The sequence below is a fragment of the Fusibacter sp. 3D3 genome, from assembly GCF_001748365.1.
In the GTDB taxonomy this organism is placed as follows: Bacteria; Bacillota; Clostridia; order Peptostreptococcales; family Acidaminobacteraceae; genus Fusibacter_A.
Genome location: NZ_BDHH01000004.1, coordinates 84,860 through 105,802 on the forward strand (window position 1 = coordinate 84,860; position 20,943 = coordinate 105,802).

Below are 20,943 nucleotides of genomic sequence, written 5' to 3' on the forward strand. Positions count from 1 at the left end.
CCCCATAGAATAGCGATGGTGTAAAATTGACATTTTATAAGCAAGAAGGTGAATTCTTAAATTGAATTCACCTTCCTCAAACATCTATAATTCTATGTTTATTGAGCAAAGAAGCAAGTATCAATATGTGCAATCCCAAGTCCTCTGAACTCATCACTGTATACAGACACTTCTTTAAAATTGTGAATGTTTTTATCAACAGTCCATAAAGTTGCCGCTGAGCTCATGTACCCTATAACCCAGGTATTGTCTTCGTGGAGTTTTAACATTTTCTTAGCAATTTCAGTGCGTTGCTCTGCGTTGGCAGTTGCTTTTAATTGATCATATAATTGACAGAGTTCTAACAAATCGCCTTCTGGTTTGTAACCTTCTTTACCATTTGAAGCGTACCAAGTTCCAATTTGACCATACCACGCCGCATAATTTCTAACAGGTACAAGAGTATCTGGTAAGAGCATAATATTAATCGTTTCTGCTGGCGGTACTGGTCCCAACACAACCTCAAAGTCATTAGAAGTCAATCTATTGTTGAGTAAATCCTTATCAACTGGCTGATATGTCGTTTTAATACCGACAGCATCAAAATACTTTTTGAGAACAACATAGGTGTCATCTGCACCAGATCCCGTATAACTTGTAATATTTAAAACAAGCTCTTTTCCATCCGTAAAAGTATAATAGCCCTTTGAGCCTTTGACTAAGCCGATCTCTTCAAGCAGTTGAGCTGCTTTTTCTGGACTGTAATCTGTCCATTTTTTTGCCCATGCCTCGCTATAACCAAGCATCCCTTCCCCTGGCGACGCTTGAGTCGGTTCTGCCCATCCATTTGAAATCAATTTGGAATATTCTTCGCGATCCACGCTGATAGAGAGTGCTTCTCTAAATCTTTTGTCTTGGAAGAGTTTTCTCAAATCATCATCTTGGGCTGTTTGATTTAATTGTAATTGAGAAGCAACATCTGACCAAGGAGAATTGGCCCATTGATTGATCGTATAACCGACTTTATCCGCATTCTCATTGACCGTTTCAATATCTTTCCACTCTGCTAGACCAATACTGATATCGCCTGCAAGTAGTTTTAATAAATTCTGTGACTCATCTGTAATTTTAGTGTATTCAATTTTATCGACATATGGCAATTGGTTGCCCGCTTGATCTGTTTTCCAATAGTATGGATTTCTTATATACTCATAATAATCACCGTTGGTATCACTTTTACCTTTTTCGGTAGAGAGGACATAGGGGTTGAGCGTTGGAACACCAGGTACATTCCAATAATAATAGCCTGTTTCTTTCCCCATCGCTTTTATATCCGAAAAGCCCATTTCAGTTGCTTTTTCGAGCGCTTTTTCTTCGCCTACAAACTCAGTTAAAATCGTCTCGTGGTAATGTTTAGGTGCATACAACCACTTGGCATTAATGGCTACATTTTCTATAAAAGAAGGTTTCGAAAACTCAAAAGTCACTGTAAAGGTATAATCATCCACTTGTTTAAATACAGCGTGTGTTTCTTCCCCAGTACTTGGATTATCTACTTTAAAGCAATCCCATAGAGACTTTCCAAAAGATTCTGTTAAACACATATGCTCATAAAAAAACACACTATCTGCAGCTGTGAAGTCGACGCCATCTGACCATTTCATCCCTTCTCTCAAATGAATGGTATAAACGGTGGCATCTTCATTCACTTCATAGCCTTTTGCAACATTGGGCTCCACAGAACCATCTTCCTTAAATCTAAAGAGCCCTTGTTCGATTGGTTTTCCAGTATTCCAACTTGCCTTTGGATAAGCAAATTTAAATGAACCACCATAAGTGCCCACTTCTACAACATTTTCTACCATGATGTCCTCAGAAAGTGGTAAACGATCTGCCACACTAGGCAAAGTTCCTGCATTAACCATTTTAGCTAACTCTGGAGATTCATTTAAAACATACTTCCCAGCGTCTGTTGAAACAACATCTGTTGCCGTATTGTCCGGTGTACCTTCTTGTACAGCATTTGCGCCTGCGTCCCCCGCTGGTTCATTTGACTTCGAATCATTTTGACTACTGCAACCCGCCGTAATCATGGTCATGATCAACATCAGTATCAGTAACTTTTTCATCTCATTCCTCCTTGAGTATCATCATAAGACATACATGCCATTAATCTTAAGTACATTTTCACAATAACAAATGCAAAGTGCAATTTCCACTCGTTTTTTGCCTTTCTAATCAAAAACATTGCATTACTTGCTCTTTTTATGTCTTTTTGTTAAAAATGAACACAATTTTAACTTGGATATAACATTGCTGGCATTTAATTGTGCCTTATAAGAGGTAAGTTCTTGCCCTACGGTCCAATTCATATTATACTAATTATAAAAAAAGAGGTCTATATGCTTATTGATAATGTCGTTCTATATGATCGTGCACATTCATTTGAATTGAATAATCCCATGCATCCTCTTTATTACGCGTTTGATTACGATGAGCGCTCCTATCAAATCAATATGGAATTTCAACACTACCACAGACATTATGAAATCTGTGTTTTTTTAGACGACAGCGCCGGACATATTATTGATGGCGATTGGTTTGATATCAAATGTGCAGATATTGTTTTGCTTCGTCCCCTTCTACTTCATAAAACGCAGTATCCTCAAGGGGCTCCCAATAAGCGCCTTATTATAAATTTTAATTTTCCTATTGCCATCCCTGGATTAGAAGAGTCTTACAAGCATCTTTTGGCACTTTTTGATGCCTCTACTCCGATTTATCGTTTTGAAGGCCCTGAAAAAAAAATCATTTTTAGCAAGCTCAATATGATTTATGATCTGACTAAGTCCAGTAATGTGCTCTCTCCTCTGATGATTCATCAGAAATTTCAAGAATTCTTGAGTTTGATCTATTTAAATCAGTCTAAGAATGTCTACAAAAAAAAATCTCTGCTGACCACAAGTCTCGCAAAGATTTATAATATCACTTCTTTTATCCATAATAATTACAATGAGCAATTGTCGCTTTCCCATATTTCTAAAAAATTCTTTATAAGTGATTATTACTTATCACATCAGTTCAAGAAAGTCACGGGCTTTACTTTGACAGAGTATATTCAAATAACGCGTATTCAAATGGTTCAATTTCTATTGATGACCACGGATCAAGACATCACGGATATCGCTTTTCAGTGTGGCTTTTCAAGTTTTTCACAATTCAACCGCGTTTTTAGAAAGCATTCTAATATGTCCCCCTCTGCCTTTAGAAAGCAAAATAAGTAACAGGCCTAATTCAGTTATAGTAAATATACGGTTCTTTTGGTGGTGCAATGATTTCAATCTCTTTAACTCTAATTTGTGCCATCTCAATTTCTTGATCGTCATATGAACGCCTATAAGTCGTCTGCTCTACAATGCCCTTTACGCGTACCCAACTGTTGGCTTTATGATCTAATTCACTATCATCCACACATAAAATGCCATACATTTCAGCATCTGCGGCGCAACAAGTCACCACATACCTTCCAACGACGAATTGATTTGATTCAAAACCCTCTTCTAAATATATAAAGCCAGCAAGTTCAATCTCTTGCCCAACAACTGCATCCAAATCCAAAGAGAGCTTATCCACTGTTTTTAAAAAAACTTGGCCCTCAAGTGCTGCCACCGTTTGACTGGTTTTGGAAAATGATTGCTTATCCAGCGATAAAGGCGTTGAAGGCGTTGAAGGCGTTTCTGTAACCTCTTTAAAGGTTTGATTCGAATCAAGTGCCACCTCTATAGCAGGTGCCTTAGACGGTTGAATAGCCACTTGCGCAGGTGCTTTTCGCGAGAGCTGTATGCCAGTAGCAAACGATGTGGCATCCATCACTTTTACAGGTAGAACAAAGCCTGTCACAAGTGGCATCAAAAAGAACAAATAGGGCGCTATATTAATATGCTGTTTCATTCTAAATACATCTTTGGTGGTAAAAAGAGCGATCACAACCATAGCCCCAATCCCCCCCTTTACATAAGGCACCATCCGCGGGTGGACATAATAGTGAATTTCACCCGATGCAATCATCTTGGAAAAGAGAACTGCAAATCCTAGCAAAACTGCTATTTTAAGTACCGCCTCTATATTAATACGCTTAGAACCTTTTATATACATTCATACACTCCTTAAAACATTATCTGCGTTGCAACCCACAGCACTTCAAAACTAATGATTCCTATTAAAAAAGTCAATCTCACCACAAATCCCTTCTTAAAACGACCTGTCAACACCAAGAAATTTTTGAAATCCATCATAGGACCCAAGACCAAAAATCCCATAACGGACCCCATTGACATTTGATTTACAAAAGTTCTTGCAATAAATGCATCAGAAGTCGAGCAGATTGACATCACAAAAGCTGCTAACATCATAATGAGTAAGGTCACTGCTGGTTTGTCACTTAAACTGAATACGATTTCTTTTGGAATGAATACTTGCACCATACTTGAGATCAAAGCCCCAATGATTAAAAAGCGCCCCACAGCGATGAATTCTGTGCCCGTATGTGCAAAAACAGCTCCTATTTTTCCCATAAAGCCTGTATTAGACTCTAGTTCTAAACAGCTTTCACAGTCACAATAAAAATCATCATATGGATCTAATAAGACCTCTTGATCCCATTTTGATAATGTTATCATCAAACCCACAATTAAAGCCACTGCAGCGCCGATTATAAGCCTAGAAAAGGCAACAAGGGGGAGTCCTTGAAAAGCGTACAAAGTTGAGATCACTACAACGGGATTCACTATGGGGGCTGCCAGCATAAAAGTCACTGCAATGCCAAGGGGAACCCCTTTCTTTACAAGTCGTGCTGCCACAGGAATCACCGCACAATCACAAACTGGGAATAGAACACCAGCCCCCAGTGCTGCCACAAAACCCAATACGCTGTTATTCGGAAACCATTTTAAGATGGCATCATTGGGTATGAGCACTTGAATTACGGATGAAATAAACACACCCAATAAAATAAAGGGGAATGCCTCTAAAAGAACACTCAAAAACACTGTATTTAGCACCAATATTTTCGAGTAAATGGGTGCGCCCCAATTGTAATCCATATTCTTTAAAAATGAAAAAGACAAATACCCTATAATAAAAACGGCAAACAGAGCAAAAAAAATATTAAAAACCTTTTCAAACTGTTTTGGATCACCAGTTGACGCTTTTATATCCACCACATCTCTAGAATCCATAATTTCCGCAAACGGGCTTATGCGGTTTAACTTAGACACCACATCATGTAAACCTTCTTCTGAAAGTAACTCTGCCTGATTTAAAATGATCACATCTGAATTTGATATTTGTTCAATAAACGTCCCGCCGATATTTTGAGAAAAAAGTTCAAAGGTTACCGTATCTAGTGTATGGATGACATCACCGATGAAAACGTATTTTCTAAGCCTTCTATGATTTAATAGATTTAGCAAACCCTCTAATTTTAACATGCCATTGTACTCAATTAGGATTCTTTTGGGCCGATATTTCAAAATGCACTCATACAGGTATTCTGGTGTCAGCATGTTTTCTGCTTGAGTCTCTAAAAGCCTGACGTCATCAACCTCTAAATGTACTTTTTCAATCTCCGTTTCACCTGCTTCACATTGTATAACGACGATTTTTTCTTTCGATGGACTTTTTTTTCTTAAAAATTCATTTATAAATTTTGTTTTTCCTGACCCTAGGAATCCTGAGATTATATCGATCTGAGTCTTCACGTCTACCTCACTTATGCGTTAATCGAAAACAGTTTATCAAGTTCTTCTGGGTTTAGTGATTTCCCTATGATACACAACCTTCCGGTGTAATCCGGTTGAGCGTCTTGAATCCCAGTTTCATTTGGCACATAATTAAACTGAATCCATTCCTTGGAATGCGTCTGTAAAATACCCTTTCCTCGTAATATTTGACCATACTTGGTCTCTTGATCTAGGGTCTTTAAAATCTGCTCTATGGCATTTTTCTCATAAGTTTTAGGGGTTTCCATACTCCAAACGTCAAAAACAGCATCTGCACTGTGGTTATGATAATGCCCCTCTACTTGAATGGTCGTCACAGTCTGAAGGTGTGCAGCCTTCAATTGATTTTCAAGAGATAACAAAGCGTCTTCTTCAGCCACTGAAAGGATCAAAGAGGCATCCAGCACCTCCCATGGTGTGGTAATAATGCTTGCTTTTGCATTTCTCTTCTGAATATCTGCTACTGTAAGTGCGATTTTTAACGCCTCTGCCTTCTGAGTTCTGCTCAGAATAATCGTTTTGGCATGACTGATTTGATTTTCAAAAAATGCCCCAAAATTTTTGATGTAGGCTTTGTATTTTAGAATATCTACCACAGTAATAATCATGTTGATATCCACTAATGCTTTTATAGAGGTGCTTTCACACGCCTTGATCACATCAGATAATTTACCCACACCTGAAGGCTCAATAATCAGCCTATCCGGATGATAAGTTGAGATTATTGCTTCTATCGCCCTCTCAAAATCGCCCACAAGTGTACAACAAATACACCCTGAATTGATCTCCTTTATTTCAATACCACTTCTTCTCAAAAGGCTTCCATCTATACCAATTTCACCAAATTCGTTCTCAATAATCGCCAATCGCTCTTCAAATAATTTTTCACTGATGAGTTTCTGAATTAAAGTGGTCTTCCCAGCGCCTAAAAATCCAGAGATTATATCGAGCTTTGTTTTCATTATGTCATGCCTCCATCTGCTTTTGCTTACAATCCGAGCAGTAACCATATAGCTCCACTTTATGGCTCACGATGTCAATATTCATTTTCTCTTCCAAATAGCGTCCAAATTTTTCAAGCGGGCACTCATATATGGGGATATTGCGCTTACATTTCAAGCAAATTAAGTAATGCTTATGCTCCATTCGATTCCGCTCATACAGGGCCTTGTTCATATCCCCAATATAATTTTTGGTCACCAAGCCCTTCATTGTAAACAAATCCAGAACTCTATAAACTGTGGACAAATTCATTGAAATTTCGGCGGCTTGGATCTGAATATAAAGCGTTTCTGCAGTCAAGGGCATCTCTGAATGATTCAGTAACTCTAAAATAAGGTCCCTCTGTTTTGAATATTTTATACCCACACCCGTTAAAATCTTTTTACGTTCTTCAGTCGGTTTCATAAAATGAACTCCCTTCATCTTTCAATCGCTTTTATACCGCTTTCATCATTTCTGCCTATTATAACCTTTAAATTTCTGAAAGGCAATTACGCAGAGCAAAGTCACCACCGACAGGATCGCTGTCACTCCCCCCGGAGCTGCATCCATATAATAGGAGATTAATAATCCTGAAATAATATTGATCATACTGATTAAGATCGAAAAAGCCAAAGTCACTTTAAACCCCTTGTTCAGTTGTAGTGCTGTGGCTGTGGGTAAAGCAATGAGTGAACTCAGCACGAGAACGCCGACAATCTGTATCGAAACTGAAATTGTAGCCGCCACAAGAAGCGCAAAGATATAATTGATACGCTTCACTTTAACGCCTGCAATCTTCGCGCCTTCTTCATCAAATGTGATGAACACCAACTGATTATAAAAGAGCGCGATCACAGTCATGGAAAGTAAACTCAGTGCTAAAACGGTCCATAAGTCCATACGCGTCACGGTTAAAATGCTCCCAAATAGAAAAGTTTCCACGTTGGCATTCGCGTGGCCAGAACTGATAATGGTAATGGCTATCCCCACTGAAAGTGATAGAATCACAGTAAGGATTAACTCCGCATATTTTTTGTAATAAGTTCTTAAAATTTCAATCAATATGCCGAAAATAGAAGTCGTCACAAATGCAGTTATAATCGGATTAAAGCCTAGCATCAATCCAATCGCCACGCCGGCTAATGAAGAATGTGCTAACGTATCGCCGATCATGGAATATCGCCTCAGCACTAGAAACATCCCTACTACAGGACATAAAACGGAAATCAGCACCGCAATTATAAAAGCATTTTGCATAAAACTATATTGAAACATTTACTCTGCCTCCTGTACTGGATTTAACGTAATCATGGATGTAATCCTCGGGCTTACATAAATGTCCACTCCCATTTTTCAAGTGATAAATATGAGATGAGTTATCCATGGCGGCCTTGAGATTATGTTCAACCGATATTACAGTCACTTTCTGATTGATGTTGATGTTTTTAATCAATCCATAGATTTCGTCTTGACTGTTCACATCAATTCCACTTGATGGCTCATCTAAAACGAGTAAATCTGGATGCCCGATCATGGCACGAGCGATAAAGACCTTTTGTCTTTGCCCCCCTGATAAAGTGCCCACGAGCGCATTTTTAAAAGCACTCATGTTTACGATTTCCAAAGATTGAGCAACACAATTTTTATCTTTGATTTTAAGCGTTTTACGGTAACACTCTAAGAGTTCATAAACCGTAATCGGAAATTGTGTGTTTAAATTATCAAATAATTGCGGGACGTATCCGATTCTTAAAAAATCGTTTTTAAGAGTCCCTTTGGATGGCGTCATGAGCTTTAAAATTAATTTCATCAAAGTGCTTTTTCCTGAACCATTTTCACCAAGTACTGAAATATAGTCCCCCCTATTAACGGTAATATTGATATCGTTTAAGACATATGTGGATTGATTTGAATATGAAAAATATAGATTTTGAATTTCGATCATACTTTTTACCTTTCTCAAAATTAAGGTGTTGACAGGATATGTTATCTATTATATTATAGTTGCAAATGCGAACTATTTGCAACTATAATTTTGAAAGGAGTTCAAAAATGTTTAAGAAAAGTGCTGTTTTTTTACTCACATTAATGCTTTTACTCACACTGTCAGCTTGTAATAGCAACACAGATAAGGTTTCTCCCTCTGGGGATTCTAGTCTAAAAGAAACACCCCTTAATGTCGTGGTTTCGTTCGATGCCATGAGAGAATTTGTTGAAGCAGTGGGCAAAGATAAGGTCAGTGTTCAATCGATGATTCCCGATGGTACAGAACCTCATAGTTTTTCACCAAAAGCCTCTGATATTGAAATGTTAAATACTGCCGATTTATTTGTTTATAGTGGCATGGGGATGGAGTCTTCTTGGGTTGATAAAACATTAAATGCCGTTGAAAATAGCGAACTTGTCGTGGTGGAAGCCTCCATCGGGGTTACACCTATTAAATTCACAGATGAGGAAGTTATCGCAAAAAAGAAAGAGTTTGATCCACATGTTTGGCTCAGTTTGAAAAATGCAGAAATTGAGGCACTCAATATCAAGGATGCCCTTGTAAAAATGGATCCTTCAAATGAGGCCTTTTATGAGGCCAATTATTCTGAATTCTACGATCAATTAGAAGCCTTGTATAATGATTATGCCACTAAATTAAGTACTGTGACACATAAAAATTTTGTGACAGGCCATGCCGCATTTGGATACCTCTGTAGAGATTTTGGGTTGACACAAAATAGTGTTCAAGACGTCTTCGCCACGGGTGAACCCAGTGCTAAAAAACTAAAAGAGCTTGTGGAATACTGTAAAGAAAACAATATCACGACGATATTCGTCGAAGACATGGTGAGTCCAAAAGTTTCTGAAACGCTGGCCAGTGAAGTCGGTGCAACTGTGGAAATCATATATACAATTGCCTCTCATGAAGATGACAAAGATTATATTCAGCGCATGACAGAAAATCTTGAAAAAATCTATGAAGCGTTGAAATAGAGTCTATAGATTATACAGTGCTGAAATGCGAAAAAAAAATGTCACTGGAAAAGTGCGCTTTGCGACTTATCCCAGTGGCATTTTTTTCTATTTTCGGTGCTCTAATCTCGATGCTCTAATCTCTTGACCTAGCCCCGTTTAGCACGGTACATTTTCCCTTTAATCTTTTTGGATTCAAATGCTTTTATGATGAGTCTTTCTTTACCGTTTAATATAGCAACATTTGTCGTCGTTTCTCTCATATCAATTTTGCCAATATCATCACTGGTTACGCCACTAATACTTCTAATGCTGGCTAATATATCACTTCTTTTTAAATTGCTATTATTCACACCTGCATTGATTTGAATTTTAACATCAGCGCCTTTTTTAGGGCCTTCTTTATATCTGTTTTTGGCGTTTTTCTTTTCTGGATTTTCTTTTGGTTTTTTCTCTACATGCCCACCTTTACAGGGTATCTTATAGCCTAGAAAATCTTCAAGCGCTTTAAACCGCTCCATCTCACTTGGAATAACCAGCGTTATGGCTATGCCAACCTCATCTACACGGCCTGTTCGACCTATTCTGTGCACATAGTTCTCGTGATCAAATGGCACACCATAATTAATAATATGTGTAATGCCTCTAACATGTAACCCGCGTGCCGCTAAATCCGTGGCAATCAAGGTTTTGTACGCCCCTTTTTTAAAGGCCCTCAATTTTTCCATACGAACACTTTGATCCATACCCCCATGTACAGCACAAGTAGATCGATCCCATTTTCTCGCAATATCAAATAGAGCGTCCACTTGCTGCTGTGTGTTACAGAATATAAGCGTTTTTTCAGGTTGTTCATGCTTGATCATTTTCTTCATAAAATCCACTTTTTTCAAGCCATCCACAGCATAATAGATTTGCTCAATTTTTTCTATATTTGTAACTTCTGATTCTACTTCAATATATTGTGGACTGATCATATACATCTGACTTAAATCATGGACTTCTTCTGGGATCGTTGCAGAAAAAAGAAGTGTCACACGTTCAAGTGGTAATTTATTGATAATAGCTTCCAGTTGTGTTTTAAATCCCATGAGTAGCATTTCATCCGCTTCATCTATCACCAGATATTTAATAGACTGGAGTTTAACATTTTTATTTAATATATGATCCATCATTCTGCCTGGAGTTGCAACGATCACATGAGGATTTTGTTTGAGCTCTTTACGCTGAAGCTCCATAGGCTGTTTGCCATAGAGTGCACAAAATTTTAGACCTTTATATTTACCGATATCCACCATGTCTTCTTTGACTTGGACTGCAAGCTCTCGCGTCGGAGTCAGTACCAATACCTGAGGTCTTTCGAGTTCGACATCGATTTTTTCACAAATCGGTATCGCAAATGCAGCTGTTTTGCCACTACCTGTCTGTGATTTCACGATTAAATCCTTACCCTCGAAAATCAATGGCATCGTGATCGCTTGAACCTCTAAGGGACTATTAAATCCCAACTCACCAAGCGCACGTTTAATTTGATGATCCAGCGGATAATCTTTAAATTTTTCAATCTTCTTTTCTTGTTTTTCTATTTTTGCCTGTTCTTCTTTTATTGCACTCATGTTCTAACCTCTTTCCAAACCTGACGAACCAATTCTATATCAATTGATACTTACTAACCACCTAGTTTAACATATTTTTGATAAACATTAAAGGTTTTTATGATTTGATTCTTTATATATACATAAATGATTTCTCTCTACCTCATGGATACAACTAAATCACAGTATATTCTAGTTTTTAGGATATGGTGACCCTTCAACACCATCCTTAAATCGTATAAATATATGCGAACTATCTTCATATTCAACGGCCCAGTACATGTAGTCAACAATATTCTTGTCCGCATAAAATGAACTTAATGTCATGAGATAGATAGATAATACATCCAAGTCTTCAGCAGTAGAACTTGATTTTACGTTTTCATAGGTAACACCTTCACTACCATCGACTAGAAAAACACCTTTTTTGTATACAAATACGACATACTTCAAGGCTCCAGTCTTCTTGTCAGTTCCCCAAAATGCATGATCTTTAGCAATGGAGGTATGATTGATAATGCTAATAGAATATTTATAAGACACATACATCTCATTAGTTTTGGAAAAATACATAATATCCTCTGCAAGATATCGGCATTTGGTAAACGAAATCAAATAAATCAAACATATTACAATCAAAATGATCCACTTTTTTTTCATGGTCAGCTCCTCGTGTTTAATAGATTCAGCGTAATCAACAAATAACAAAAAATATCAACCTTAATTGTAACATCTGACCATATTCTAAAGTCTTCAATCTTATAAGATGCCATCTGATACCATTAATAACATATGAATGTACGAATGTCAAATATTAAAATATTCTTTTTTACTTCCTATTTTAATCACCTTAAACTTAAATAAATAAAGTAAGTTCCGCTTTTACTGCATAAACGAAAGTTAGTTTTGCAAGAAAAATGGAACTCAGTTTTTTCAATCAACGCTTGTTAATATAAAAATCCCATTTCTAGCCCCACTATTGCGATTCCAAGTACATAACTCGCCCAGTTTAGAGTTTTGAGCTCTACCAAGAAACTATTTCTCTCCATTGGAAACACAAATAGTAAGAGTCCAGTGGCAATCAAAGCCGTCATATAGGTCATCAGCATTGAAATCACAGGATCGGAATGCCCCGATATTGACTTTTGAGAAATATGATAGAATAAACTAGAACCAATCACTAGAAACATAGAAATATATTGCAATTATTGTAACCTCCTTAAAATGTTTGATTTAAAAAATGGATATAGACTGTTTTATGAACATAATTTTCTATAAAATCGTCCAATCCTTTTAAGTGCCTCTTTAAGATTATCCGTGTTATTGCCTATCCCCACTCTAAAATGGCCCTCAATGTCAAGCGTTTCTCCAGGGACTACGAGCACTTGCTCTTCATCCAGTAATTTCTTGCAAAATGTCTTTGAATCCATTTCCAGATCATATTTTAAAACAATAACAGGCCCTGACTTTGGCTTAAAATAACTAAATCCAGAATTCTCTTTTAACCAAGTTTCTATAACCTCAAGGTTAGTTCTTATGATATCAAGGCTTCTATCGATGATTTTATCTTTATTTTCAAGTGCAAGAGCTGCTATATAATCATCGATCATGGGACAACTGATATGGTTGTAATCACGCATTTTATTCACAGCTTCGATCACCTGTTTAGTGCTACATACCCATCCAGTTCTCAGCCCTGCAAGTGCAAAAGTCTTGGACATACTGCTCGTGCTAATGCCCTTTTCATACAAATCCACAATAGAAGCTGTAAATCTTTCACCTTCATGGTTCATCCCTCTATAGGCCTCATCCGATAGGACATACGCATCCACTGAACTTGCGATTTCAACGATTTCTTTAAGCATCGCTTCATCCATGGATGCACCTGTTGGATTGTTGGGGTTTGCAAAGCTTATGAGCTTTGTCTTGTCATTTACAAGGTGTCTAAGTGCTTTAAGATCAGGTAAAAAGCCATTTTGGGGATCAAGATAAAGTTTATGCACTTTGGCACCGATGGACTCCGGTACAGAATAGTGTTGCTGATAAGTTGGTAAAATAGTGATCACTTCATCTTCTGGTTCTATAAGGCTCATGAGCACCAAATAGTTGGCACCAATGGTGCCGTGAGTTACGGTAATCTGTGAAGGAGAAACATCTTTGTATAAACGCAATATGCCCTTTTTTAAATAATCTGAGCCTTCAATCGCACCATAGGTGAGTTTCATTGCCATGAGATGCGTTATAAATTCATTTCTATGACCACAGATTTCGAGTAATTCATCCAATCTCAGTGAATCCACACAGCTTTCTCCCACATTGATCTCACATTTCGTCTCATAGGCATCCATCCATCTCTCAACTTTAAAATCTTTAATTTTCATTATAAATCTACCTCCTGACCTATATTTTTAGCGTTTGCGTTATCTATTGCCAATTTTGAAACGAGTAAATCTTGAAGTGCTATACCCGTTGAATCAAATACCGTTATATCAGAATCACTTGTCCTGCCCACTTTTTCAGATAAAATCAATTCGCCCATTTCACCGATGATGTCCTTTTCACTTATAACGCCCTCTTTTAATGCGATTTCTATCCATATCGGCGACCCCTGATTGAAATTCATGAAAAATTAACGGCCATAGACCTGCTCTCTGCCTCGCTTTTAACCGATAGACTTCCTCCACTTTATCCATAACTGAAATCATATGAAGAGACGCTTTGACATCATGCTTATTTAATACTTTAACTTTCATGGCATCCTCCTTAAAGACTTTATCACTATACCGTTAAATATAAGCCACTGTTCATGATTCCGATCATATTACATTTTGTAAAAAAGGGACACCACATAACAAAAAATATTGACCCAACAAAAAAACATCTATACACTACAGCAAGAATTAAACCCTTGAGAGATTTCTCAATTCTTATTATTAGACATAGATGTTTATATTTAGTGCTTATTTAAGTTCAATTTGATCATTCGTGCTAGAATAATCAACCCTTGTTCTATATCTTCCAAACTTGCATAAGAAAATGAAATTCTAATATTTTTATTACTGGTAATATCGTAAATATTACCCGGATTGATGACAACGCCTTGTCTATAACAAGACTCAAATAGGCGATACATTTGAAATTCTTTATTAAGAGTAAGCCAAATATAGAAGCCTCCTGCAGGTTTTTGCCATGTGGCTATGTCCGAAAAATAGTGTTCCAAGATCTTTAAAGTGAAATCGCGTTTTATTTTCAGTTCACCCCTTAAGGACTGGATAAAAGATTGATAATACCCCTTGGCTAAAAATTCATAACACATCCATTGAGAAATGGAACTGCTGCCATAATCCGTCTGCATTTTAATATCCGCTAACCGATCGATAACCCTTTCAGCTCCGACAATCCACCCAACTCTCATGCCAGCAGATAATGACTTAGAGATACTGCCCATATACAAAACAGTTTCATCTTGATCCCCAGCTTTGATCGGTGCAGCAGGTGCCTCATCTAACCACAGTTCTCTATACGTATCATCTTCTAAAATGGGCAATCTTTCTTTTTCACATAATTTCAAAATAGCGCTTCGCCGTTTATCAGACATCAAGATCCCTGTGGGGTTTTGAAAACTAGGAATCGTATACAGCAGCTCAGGCTTTTTCATAGAGACTTTTCTAAGAAGGTCATCCACAACTAAGCCTTCACCGTCCATTGCTACACCTGTTAAATGGATCCCATGAGATTCAAACAAGGTGAGTGATTGAATATAAGTAGCTTGCTCTGTCAGTATCGTTGAACCTCTGCGCAATATGCCCATAGAAATTAAATGTAAAGCCTGAAGCACACCCGAAACGATCAAAACTTTATTGGGATTTACATCTATCCCCATCGGCTTTAGGTACTTACAGACTTCTTCTCGAAGCGGTAAGAGGCCTTTTGCCTCTTCATACCCCATGTAATGCACATCCGTCAACATGTGGTCATAAATTGATTTCATATATTGCACGGGGTACATCTCTGGTGAGAGCTCCCCAGCACCTAGCCGAATCATTTTCGAATCCATATTGAGCTCATTGATAATTTTAATGACATTGAGATTAGGCTTTTGATAACCGCTTTCGATGTATTTATCCCAATTGGGAGGTGTTTTAGACGCTAGAACAGACCAAGTATTGTTGACTATAATCGTTCCAGAACTCTTCTTACTCTCTATGAGTCCCTCGGTCTTCAATTCATCATAAGCTTCAAGTACGGTACTTCTATTGACTTTAAAGGCATTGGCCATTTCCACTTGAGTTGGCAGTCTGTTTCCGATCGACCAATCTCCCGATGCAATTTTACTTTTGATAAAATCATAAATCTGTTTATGCATTGGAACGATTGATTGCTTATCTGGTTTCCAGTTGATTTGAGCTATGTTTACTTTAGCTGCTATATTGCGCATATGATCACCTACTCAATTTTGAATTGAGTTAACTTTATATTTTTAAAACGATCAATCAAAACTTTAGGTTCTGGACTGTTCATTATACTGGACATGATACAGACCCCTGTTGCACCAGATGAAATTAGATCTGCATAACGCTCTGGTGTAACGCCCCCTATTGCCATAACTGGAATTGAAGCTTTAGAACAGATTTCTTTTAAAAAGGAAAGGCCTCTCGGTTCAATAGCCGCCTTACAATCTGTTTGAAATACATGTCCTGCAATGACTTGTGTTGCGCCTAAAAATTGTGCCAATTGTGCTTCTCTTGCTGAATGTACCGCAACACTGACAACATTAAAGTCACTAAGAGTGTGATATTTAGAGATAAATGAATCAAAGGGCAAGTGAATATTGTGATTATCGAGTTTTTTTGAAAGTGTTAAATGAGAATGAAATAAAAGCGTTATGTGCTTCTCTAAAGCTATGGCTAAGCATTTCTCTGCTAATCTTTCATAGGTATGCATGTCAAGATATTTTGCCCTAAGTATGATTTGATCTGGTGCACCATTACAGATTTTTTGAAATTGTTCTAAAAAAGAAATCCCCATTGACTCCTGATCCGTCACACAGATCACCATACACCCCACCCTACAAGCCCTTTTGAAGTGATATGATTTGTATACACGGGTTGTAATCCTTTTTGAAGGATCATTGAGTGAATTTCAGCTACACTTCTAGGATCAGAGATTTCGAATTGTTCATCCCCTTTGATTTCCGCCACATGTCCACCCACCCCAACGACTACGCCTGCAGACATTTTCGTCGCACAAACCCCCAAAGTATGATCTCTAAAATGTGCCTTTTCCCTGGTGGATATCGTGATGCTTGCATAAGGCATGAAAAGTCTGTAGGCGAGCATCACTTGAAATAATGCCCCTTCATCTACATCATTGATCTCCTTTTCCTCATGGTTGATATAGGGTCTAATTCTTGGAAGGGAAAAAGATATTTCTGCGCTGGGGTATTTTCTTTGTACAAAGTACGCATGCATACCCGTTGCAAATGCATCTTTTCTAAAATCATCAAGTCCTAAAAGTGCACCAAATGAAACGCCATACATATGCCCCATTAAAGCACGTTCTTGAGCATGAAACCGATAAGGAAATACACGTTTTGGACCAGATAAATGAACAGATTCATACTTAACAAGATTGTATGTTTCCTGATAAACAGATACAAAATCAGCACCACAGTTATTCAAATAGCTGTATTCTTCCGAATTAAGCGGATAGATTTCAATCCCAATAGTTGAAAAATATGTCTTAGCCAATTTGATGGCCTCTCCAATATACTGAATATCTGATTTTTGACGAGATTCACCCGTTAATATCAAAATTTCCTTTAAGCCCGTTTCAGAGATGGTTTTGAGTTCCGTATTAATTTCTTCCAAAGATAACTTCCCACGCTTAATTTTATTTTTGCAATTGAAACCACAGTAAATACAATTATTCTCACAATAATTTGAAATATAAAGTGGTGTAAACAACTGAATCGAATTGCCAAAGTGTTTATGAGTTAACGCTTTTGATTTTTGTGCCATTTCTTCAAGATAGGGTTTTGCAGCAGGTGAAAGTAAGGCTGCAAAATCGTCAGGATTCAAGGTGTCCTTTAAGAGCGCACACTTCACATCACAATCTTTATATTGAGTATAATCATAACTTGAAACCCTAGAAAGTACTTTTTCAAAAACATCTGATTCAATCTGTTCCATATTGGCTAAATAAGTCATTGGATTTGTCTTCATCATAGGTTTTCACCTAAAAATCCTGTTAATGGACTGGACGCTTCTCCACATCGATCAAGAACTCTTCCAAGACCAGCCAAATAAGCCGCACGTCCAGATTCTATTGCTAATTTAAAAGCTGTTGCCATCAAAGCGACATTTCTTGCAGTGGCTATAGCTGTATTCGCCATGACTGCTGCACACCCAATTTCCATAGCCTCACAAGCTTGAGAGGGTTTGCCTATACCCGCATCCACAATAATCGGAAGTTCTATCTCATCTATGAGCATTTCTATGAAAGCTTTTGTAAGTAGGCCTTTGTTGCTGCCAATTGGTGCACCCAGTGGCATCACTGCAGCCGCTCCTGAACTGACGAGATCACGCGCTACATTTAGATCAGGATGCATGTAGGGCATGACGATAAAGCCCTCTTTCGCAAGTATTTCTGTTGCTCTAAGAGTTTCATAATTATCTGGCATCAAATATTTTGAATCCCTGATGACTTCTACCTTTATAAAATTTCCACAGCCCAGTTCACGTGCCAATCTTGCGATTCGAACTGCTTCTTCTGCACTTCTTGCTCCTGAAGTATTTGGCAGTAGTGTAATGCCTTTTGGCATATAATCTATGATATTTTCTTCACCATTTTTGTTAGCACGTCTCACAGCGATGGTAGCCATCTCCACGCCTCCATTTTGGATAACCGTCTCTGTCATGTCCAGTGAAAACTTACCTGACCCCAGTATAAATCTAGAACCGAAATCATGTCCACCTATAATCAATCTGTCTCTCATAAATACCTACTTTCTGACCTTCGTCACACTATACTGTCTCTAAATGGATTAATAACCTCAATATCATATTAGCTTGATGTCCTGCGCAAATGTGTACTCTCGGTGCCATGATCCCGCTTTCAGAGGTGGCTTCCGTTTCCATGTCACCACATATATAAAGATTTTTAAATTTTCGGATGGTTTTAATGGTGTTAGCACTTGAAAACCCAGCCAGACCTGAACCTGAGACTATTTTAACTTTAGGTTTTTTACTTAATATGGTATTGATCAACATGGCTTTCTGAGTAGGATCATCAAAAGCTTCACAGACAATTTCACAACCACTGATCATCAAAAGTGCATTTTCTGCAGTTACTTTCTCCTGAATAGATTCAACTATTATATAAGGGTTAATCTCTTTAAGTATTTGTTTTAAAGCTTCCGTTTTTGGCAACCCTAGATGTTGGATACTATAGGCTTGTCGATTGAGATTGCTTGGTTCTACAATGTCAAAATCAATGATTTTCATAAAACCAACGCCCGTCCTGGCAAGCATGATGGCCACGTTTGAGCCCAGACCACCTAACCCCATAATACAGACCCTCCCTTTTTTAACTTTTTGATGGACGGCAGGTGTATGCCTAGCGATTAGCATGGATTCCAGAGTTTTTTCAGCCGGCATTTTTTTCAACCTCCTCCTACAAAACTCACCACTTCAAGTTGAGTTGAATCGTATATAATCGTATTTTCATATAATGATTTTGAAACGATCTGACCATCCATTTCTGTGGCTATTTTGGTCAAATTATAACCTTCTCTCTCAAGAAATGATTTTAGGCTCACTGGTTCTTCCAATGTATGCAATACGCCATTTACAAACATTTTAATCTCCTTTCTAAAATTAATTGGTCTCATTTTTGATGTGGATTGCGACATTATAATATCGCATAAAAAAACAGATGTCTTTGTAAGGACATCTGCGGGTTTAAAAATCTAATCACATTTCCTACGTTGGCATTATCCAAATCAGGTACGGTCGAAGTTCAATTACTTCCTCTCAGCCTGAAATACAAGCTCCCGAAAAATATTCAATTTTAATTTGTTGATTCGTGATTATTATAGTATATTAATAAAAATCCGTCAATAGCAAGAAAAAACGATCTCCGTAACCCTATGGATATTAAAGATGCTACAGTGGTTTATTCTGTATCCATAATCAAGTTATATAACCTAGAGACACTTTTCTGAATCTCTTCGACCTTCAAATGACCATATCCTAACATCAACTGATCCATGTGATTTCCCTTCGAAATACAATAATGCTCTATTGGAAATACGCGAATGCCTGCGTTTTGGCATTTTTCAATAAAGAATTCATCGAAATGAGCCCCCGGTATTTTTAGGACAAGATGTAATCCAGTCTCGTCACCTAATATGGAACACTGCTCTCCAAAGCATTCATAAATAGAGGTTGTAAGTGCCTTACGTTTTTTCTCATACATTCGACTGATTTGCTGAATATATTTGTCGAGTTTTCTTTGGTTTAAAAATTCTGCTAATGCCGCCTGTTCTACAATTGGATTTTGAACATCCAAATGCTTTCTCAGGTACATCCACTCCGAATGCAGTTTTGGTGGCAATATTACAAATCCAATTCTCAGAGCTGGATATAGAGTCTTACTAAATGAACCGGTATAGAGCACCTGTTCTTTGTCCATAGAATAAAGTGGTGTCACCGATGCACCAACGTAACGAAATTCACTATCATAATCATCTTCAATGATATAAAATTTCTTTTGCCTTGCAAGACGAATAAGTTCTATTCTACGTTCCGCAGTTAAAATGCTGCCCAGTGGAAATTGATGCGAGGGGGTCACATAGACAGCAGAAAAATCATGCGCCTCCAAAAGTGCAGTTTTCATGCCTTCTTGGTCCACAGAGATCCCCAAAATCGAATTTCCACTGTTCTCAATCACTTCCAGAAGCCCTCTGTGACAAGGATCTTCCACCGCAAAGGGTAAACCTGCTTTGGATAGCATGGTCACAAGTATACTTAACGCTTGTGTCGTCCCAGAAGTGATAAAAATATCCTGAGGCTTAGCAGATAACCCTCTTTTTCGAAACAACCAATGACTGATTTCCACTCTAAGCGACTCATACCCAGCGGTTCCAAAATACCCTAAGTCTTTGTCGCTTAACTGCTCAAATGATTTGTACATCATCTGATTCCATACATAACGTGGAAAGAGACTCACATCGGGTTGCCCCGTTTTAAAATCAACTTTATACGGTTTATCCGCTAAGGTGATCACTGGGAACAGTGCTTCTTCATGATGCTTTTGATGTTTTTCAAGGTATAGACCCTCTTTCACCCTTGTGGGAGCACCCTGATGCGTCACAATATACCCCTCCGTTTCGAGCATATCATAAGCCTCATTAACAGTACTCCGTGAGATCGACATATCTTTAGCCAACCCACGACTTGATGGCAATGCTTCTCCCGATCGGATCTGCCCCTCTAAAATCATGTCCTTCATCGCATAAAAGAGTTGTCTTGATAATGAAATTTCATTTTCTCTTTTCAAGATGATTTGCCACATATGCCCTCCAACTGGTATGTAAAATATAATGTTTAACTGGATATTGTATCAAACCAGTTTTCAATGTT

At 37.8% G+C, this 20,943-nt stretch carries 22 protein-coding genes and 1 riboswitch; of the genes, 2 read left to right on the forward strand and 20 right to left on the reverse strand.

What is annotated here, in order from left to right; translation table 11 throughout:
- Window positions 1-98: 98 nt before the first annotated feature.
- On the reverse strand, window positions 99-2,108 hold the full coding sequence (locus F3D3_RS06135; protein ID WP_069872183.1) for an ABC transporter substrate-binding protein: 2,010 nt from the start codon (window positions 2,106-2,108) through the stop codon (window positions 99-101).
- A 273-nt stretch (window positions 2,109-2,381) separates the two neighbouring features.
- Between F3D3_RS06135 and F3D3_RS06140 the strand changes: the two genes are divergently transcribed.
- On the forward strand, window positions 2,382-3,263 hold the full coding sequence (locus F3D3_RS06140) for an AraC family transcriptional regulator (RefSeq protein ID WP_069872185.1): 882 nt from the start codon (window positions 2,382-2,384) through the stop codon (window positions 3,261-3,263).
- 10 nt (window positions 3,264-3,273) lie between these two features.
- Here F3D3_RS06140 and F3D3_RS06145 read toward each other — a convergent pair whose 3' ends face one another.
- From F3D3_RS06145 to F3D3_RS06170, 6 genes are read right to left on the reverse strand one after another with little or no spacing between them, the layout of a single operon-like run.
- Window positions 3,274-4,134 (reverse strand): TIGR03943 family protein, encoded by an 861-nt coding sequence (locus F3D3_RS06145; protein WP_069872187.1) that lies wholly within the window; start codon window positions 4,132-4,134, stop codon window positions 3,274-3,276.
- Between the two features lie 11 nt (window positions 4,135-4,145).
- Entirely contained in the window at window positions 4,146-5,738 is a 1,593-nt protein-coding gene (locus tag F3D3_RS06150; protein ID WP_069872189.1) for a permease, read from the reverse strand.
- Between the two features lie 11 nt (window positions 5,739-5,749).
- Entirely contained in the window at window positions 5,750-6,721 is a 972-nt protein-coding gene (locus F3D3_RS06155; RefSeq protein ID WP_069872191.1) for a GTP-binding protein, read from the reverse strand.
- Window positions 6,722-6,725: 4 nt separating this feature from the next.
- Window positions 6,726-7,166, reverse strand: a complete 441-nt coding sequence (locus F3D3_RS06160; RefSeq protein WP_069872193.1) for a Fur family transcriptional regulator — start codon at window positions 7,164-7,166, stop codon at window positions 6,726-6,728.
- A gap of 45 nt (window positions 7,167-7,211) precedes the next feature.
- Window positions 7,212-8,018, reverse strand: a complete 807-nt coding sequence (locus F3D3_RS06165) for a metal ABC transporter permease (protein WP_069872195.1) — start codon at window positions 8,016-8,018, stop codon at window positions 7,212-7,214.
- Window positions 8,005-8,688, reverse strand: coding sequence for a metal ABC transporter ATP-binding protein (locus tag F3D3_RS06170; RefSeq protein WP_069872197.1), 684 nt, complete (start codon window positions 8,686-8,688; stop codon window positions 8,005-8,007). Before F3D3_RS06170 ends, F3D3_RS06165 begins: the two co-directional genes overlap by 14 nt.
- A 107-nt stretch (window positions 8,689-8,795) precedes the next feature.
- Between F3D3_RS06170 and F3D3_RS06175 the strand changes: the two genes are divergently transcribed.
- Entirely contained in the window at window positions 8,796-9,725 is a 930-nt protein-coding gene (locus tag F3D3_RS06175) for a metal ABC transporter solute-binding protein, Zn/Mn family (protein WP_069872198.1), read from the forward strand.
- Window positions 9,726-9,853: 128 nt separating this feature from the next.
- Here F3D3_RS06175 and F3D3_RS06180 read toward each other — a convergent pair whose 3' ends face one another.
- The 13 genes from F3D3_RS06180 to F3D3_RS06235 all read right to left on the reverse strand — a co-directional run bounded on the left by F3D3_RS06180 (window position 9,854) and on the right by F3D3_RS06235 (window position 20,875).
- Window positions 9,854-11,320 (reverse strand): DEAD/DEAH box helicase, encoded by a 1,467-nt coding sequence (locus tag F3D3_RS06180; RefSeq protein ID WP_084388858.1) that lies wholly within the window; start codon window positions 11,318-11,320, stop codon window positions 9,854-9,856.
- Between the two features lie 171 nt (window positions 11,321-11,491).
- Complete coding sequence (locus tag F3D3_RS06185; protein WP_069872200.1) at window positions 11,492-11,959, reverse strand: hypothetical protein; 468 nt, start codon at window positions 11,957-11,959, stop codon at window positions 11,492-11,494.
- Between the two features lie 287 nt (window positions 11,960-12,246).
- The gene (locus tag F3D3_RS06190; RefSeq protein ID WP_069872202.1) at window positions 12,247-12,504 is read right to left on the reverse strand and encodes a hypothetical protein; all 258 of its coding nucleotides are present in this window, start codon (window positions 12,502-12,504) and stop codon (window positions 12,247-12,249) included.
- Window positions 12,505-12,555: 51 nt separating this feature from the next.
- Window positions 12,556-13,680, reverse strand: coding sequence for an aminotransferase (locus F3D3_RS06195; RefSeq protein WP_069872204.1), 1,125 nt, complete (start codon window positions 13,678-13,680; stop codon window positions 12,556-12,558).
- Window positions 13,680-13,922 (reverse strand): hypothetical protein, encoded by a 243-nt coding sequence (locus F3D3_RS06200; RefSeq protein ID WP_069872205.1) that lies wholly within the window; start codon window positions 13,920-13,922, stop codon window positions 13,680-13,682. The genes F3D3_RS06195 and F3D3_RS06200 overlap by 1 nt, the downstream gene beginning before the upstream one ends.
- Window positions 13,858-14,052: a hypothetical protein gene (locus tag F3D3_RS24040; protein ID WP_175438314.1), complete on the reverse strand. Its 195-nt coding sequence runs from the start codon at window positions 14,050-14,052 to the stop codon at window positions 13,858-13,860. Before F3D3_RS24040 ends, F3D3_RS06200 begins: the two co-directional genes overlap by 65 nt.
- Window positions 14,053-14,252: 200 nt before the next feature.
- Complete coding sequence (locus F3D3_RS06205; protein ID WP_069872207.1) at window positions 14,253-15,737, reverse strand: PLP-dependent aminotransferase family protein; 1,485 nt, start codon at window positions 15,735-15,737, stop codon at window positions 14,253-14,255.
- Window positions 15,738-15,745: 8 nt separating this feature from the next.
- Complete coding sequence (locus F3D3_RS06210) at window positions 15,746-16,357, reverse strand: thiamine phosphate synthase (protein WP_069872209.1); 612 nt, start codon at window positions 16,355-16,357, stop codon at window positions 15,746-15,748.
- The gene (gene thiH / locus F3D3_RS06215) at window positions 16,351-17,526 is read right to left on the reverse strand and encodes a 2-iminoacetate synthase ThiH (RefSeq protein ID WP_069872211.1); all 1,176 of its coding nucleotides are present in this window, start codon (window positions 17,524-17,526) and stop codon (window positions 16,351-16,353) included. Before thiH ends, F3D3_RS06210 begins: the two co-directional genes overlap by 7 nt.
- Window positions 17,523-18,296, reverse strand: a complete 774-nt coding sequence (locus F3D3_RS06220) for a thiazole synthase (protein WP_069872212.1) — start codon at window positions 18,294-18,296, stop codon at window positions 17,523-17,525. Before F3D3_RS06220 ends, thiH begins: the two co-directional genes overlap by 4 nt.
- Window positions 18,297-18,324: 28 nt before the next feature.
- Complete coding sequence (gene thiF, locus F3D3_RS06225; protein ID WP_069872214.1) at window positions 18,325-18,957, reverse strand: sulfur carrier protein ThiS adenylyltransferase ThiF; 633 nt, start codon at window positions 18,955-18,957, stop codon at window positions 18,325-18,327.
- Window positions 18,958-18,962: 5 nt separating this feature from the next.
- Window positions 18,963-19,157 carry a sulfur carrier protein ThiS gene (gene thiS / locus F3D3_RS06230; RefSeq protein WP_069872216.1) on the reverse strand — a complete coding sequence of 65 codons (195 nt, stop codon included), beginning with the start codon at window positions 19,155-19,157 and terminating at the stop codon, window positions 18,963-18,965.
- 104 nt (window positions 19,158-19,261) lie between these two features.
- A riboswitch (TPP riboswitch) is annotated at window positions 19,262-19,366 on the reverse strand.
- 108 nt (window positions 19,367-19,474) lie between these two features.
- Window positions 19,475-20,875, reverse strand: a complete 1,401-nt coding sequence (locus F3D3_RS06235) for a PLP-dependent aminotransferase family protein (protein ID WP_069872218.1) — start codon at window positions 20,873-20,875, stop codon at window positions 19,475-19,477.
- Window positions 20,876-20,943: the final 68 nt, after the last annotated feature.

Excerpts from the sequence above, each read along its gene's own strand:
- F3D3_RS06135 (WP_069872183.1), bottom strand. The coding sequence starts at position 2,108 with ATGAAAAAGTTACTGATACTGATGTTGATCATGACCATGATTACGGCG.
- F3D3_RS06140 (WP_069872185.1), top strand. The coding sequence starts at position 2,382 with ATGCTTATTGATAATGTCGTTCTATATGATCGTGCACATTCATTTGAA.
- F3D3_RS06145 (WP_069872187.1), bottom strand. The coding sequence starts at position 4,134 with ATGTATATAAAAGGTTCTAAGCGTATTAATATAGAGGCGGTACTTAAA.
- F3D3_RS06155 (WP_069872191.1), bottom strand. The coding sequence starts at position 6,721 with ATGAAAACAAAGCTCGATATAATCTCTGGATTTTTAGGCGCTGGGAAG.
- F3D3_RS06160 (WP_069872193.1), bottom strand. The coding sequence starts at position 7,166 with ATGAAACCGACTGAAGAACGTAAAAAGATTTTAACGGGTGTGGGTATA.
- F3D3_RS06165 (WP_069872195.1), bottom strand. The coding sequence starts at position 8,018 with ATGTTTCAATATAGTTTTATGCAAAATGCTTTTATAATTGCGGTGCTG.
- F3D3_RS06170 (WP_069872197.1), bottom strand. The coding sequence starts at position 8,688 with ATGATCGAAATTCAAAATCTATATTTTTCATATTCAAATCAATCCACA.
- F3D3_RS06175 (WP_069872198.1), top strand. The coding sequence starts at position 8,796 with ATGTTTAAGAAAAGTGCTGTTTTTTTACTCACATTAATGCTTTTACTC.
- F3D3_RS06180 (WP_084388858.1), bottom strand. The coding sequence starts at position 11,320 with ATGAGTGCAATAAAAGAAGAACAGGCAAAAATAGAAAAACAAGAAAAG.
- F3D3_RS06185 (WP_069872200.1), bottom strand. The coding sequence starts at position 11,959 with ATGAAAAAAAAGTGGATCATTTTGATTGTAATATGTTTGATTTATTTG.
- F3D3_RS06195 (WP_069872204.1), bottom strand. The coding sequence starts at position 13,680 with ATGAAAATTAAAGATTTTAAAGTTGAGAGATGGATGGATGCCTATGAG.
- F3D3_RS06200 (WP_069872205.1), bottom strand. The coding sequence starts at position 13,922 with ATGAATTTCAATCAGGGGTCGCCGATATGGATAGAAATCGCATTAAAA.
- F3D3_RS24040 (WP_175438314.1), bottom strand. The coding sequence starts at position 14,052 with ATGAAAGTTAAAGTATTAAATAAGCATGATGTCAAAGCGTCTCTTCAT.
- F3D3_RS06205 (WP_069872207.1), bottom strand. The coding sequence starts at position 15,737 with ATGCGCAATATAGCAGCTAAAGTAAACATAGCTCAAATCAACTGGAAA.
- F3D3_RS06210 (WP_069872209.1), bottom strand. The coding sequence starts at position 16,357 with ATGGTGATCTGTGTGACGGATCAGGAGTCAATGGGGATTTCTTTTTTA.
- thiH (WP_069872211.1), bottom strand. The coding sequence starts at position 17,526 with ATGATGAAGACAAATCCAATGACTTATTTAGCCAATATGGAACAGATT.
- F3D3_RS06220 (WP_069872212.1), bottom strand. The coding sequence starts at position 18,296 with ATGAGAGACAGATTGATTATAGGTGGACATGATTTCGGTTCTAGATTT.
- thiF (WP_069872214.1), bottom strand. The coding sequence starts at position 18,957 with ATGCCGGCTGAAAAAACTCTGGAATCCATGCTAATCGCTAGGCATACA.
- thiS (WP_069872216.1), bottom strand. The coding sequence starts at position 19,157 with ATGTTTGTAAATGGCGTATTGCATACATTGGAAGAACCAGTGAGCCTA.
- F3D3_RS06235 (WP_069872218.1), bottom strand. The coding sequence starts at position 20,875 with ATGTGGCAAATCATCTTGAAAAGAGAAAATGAAATTTCATTATCAAGA.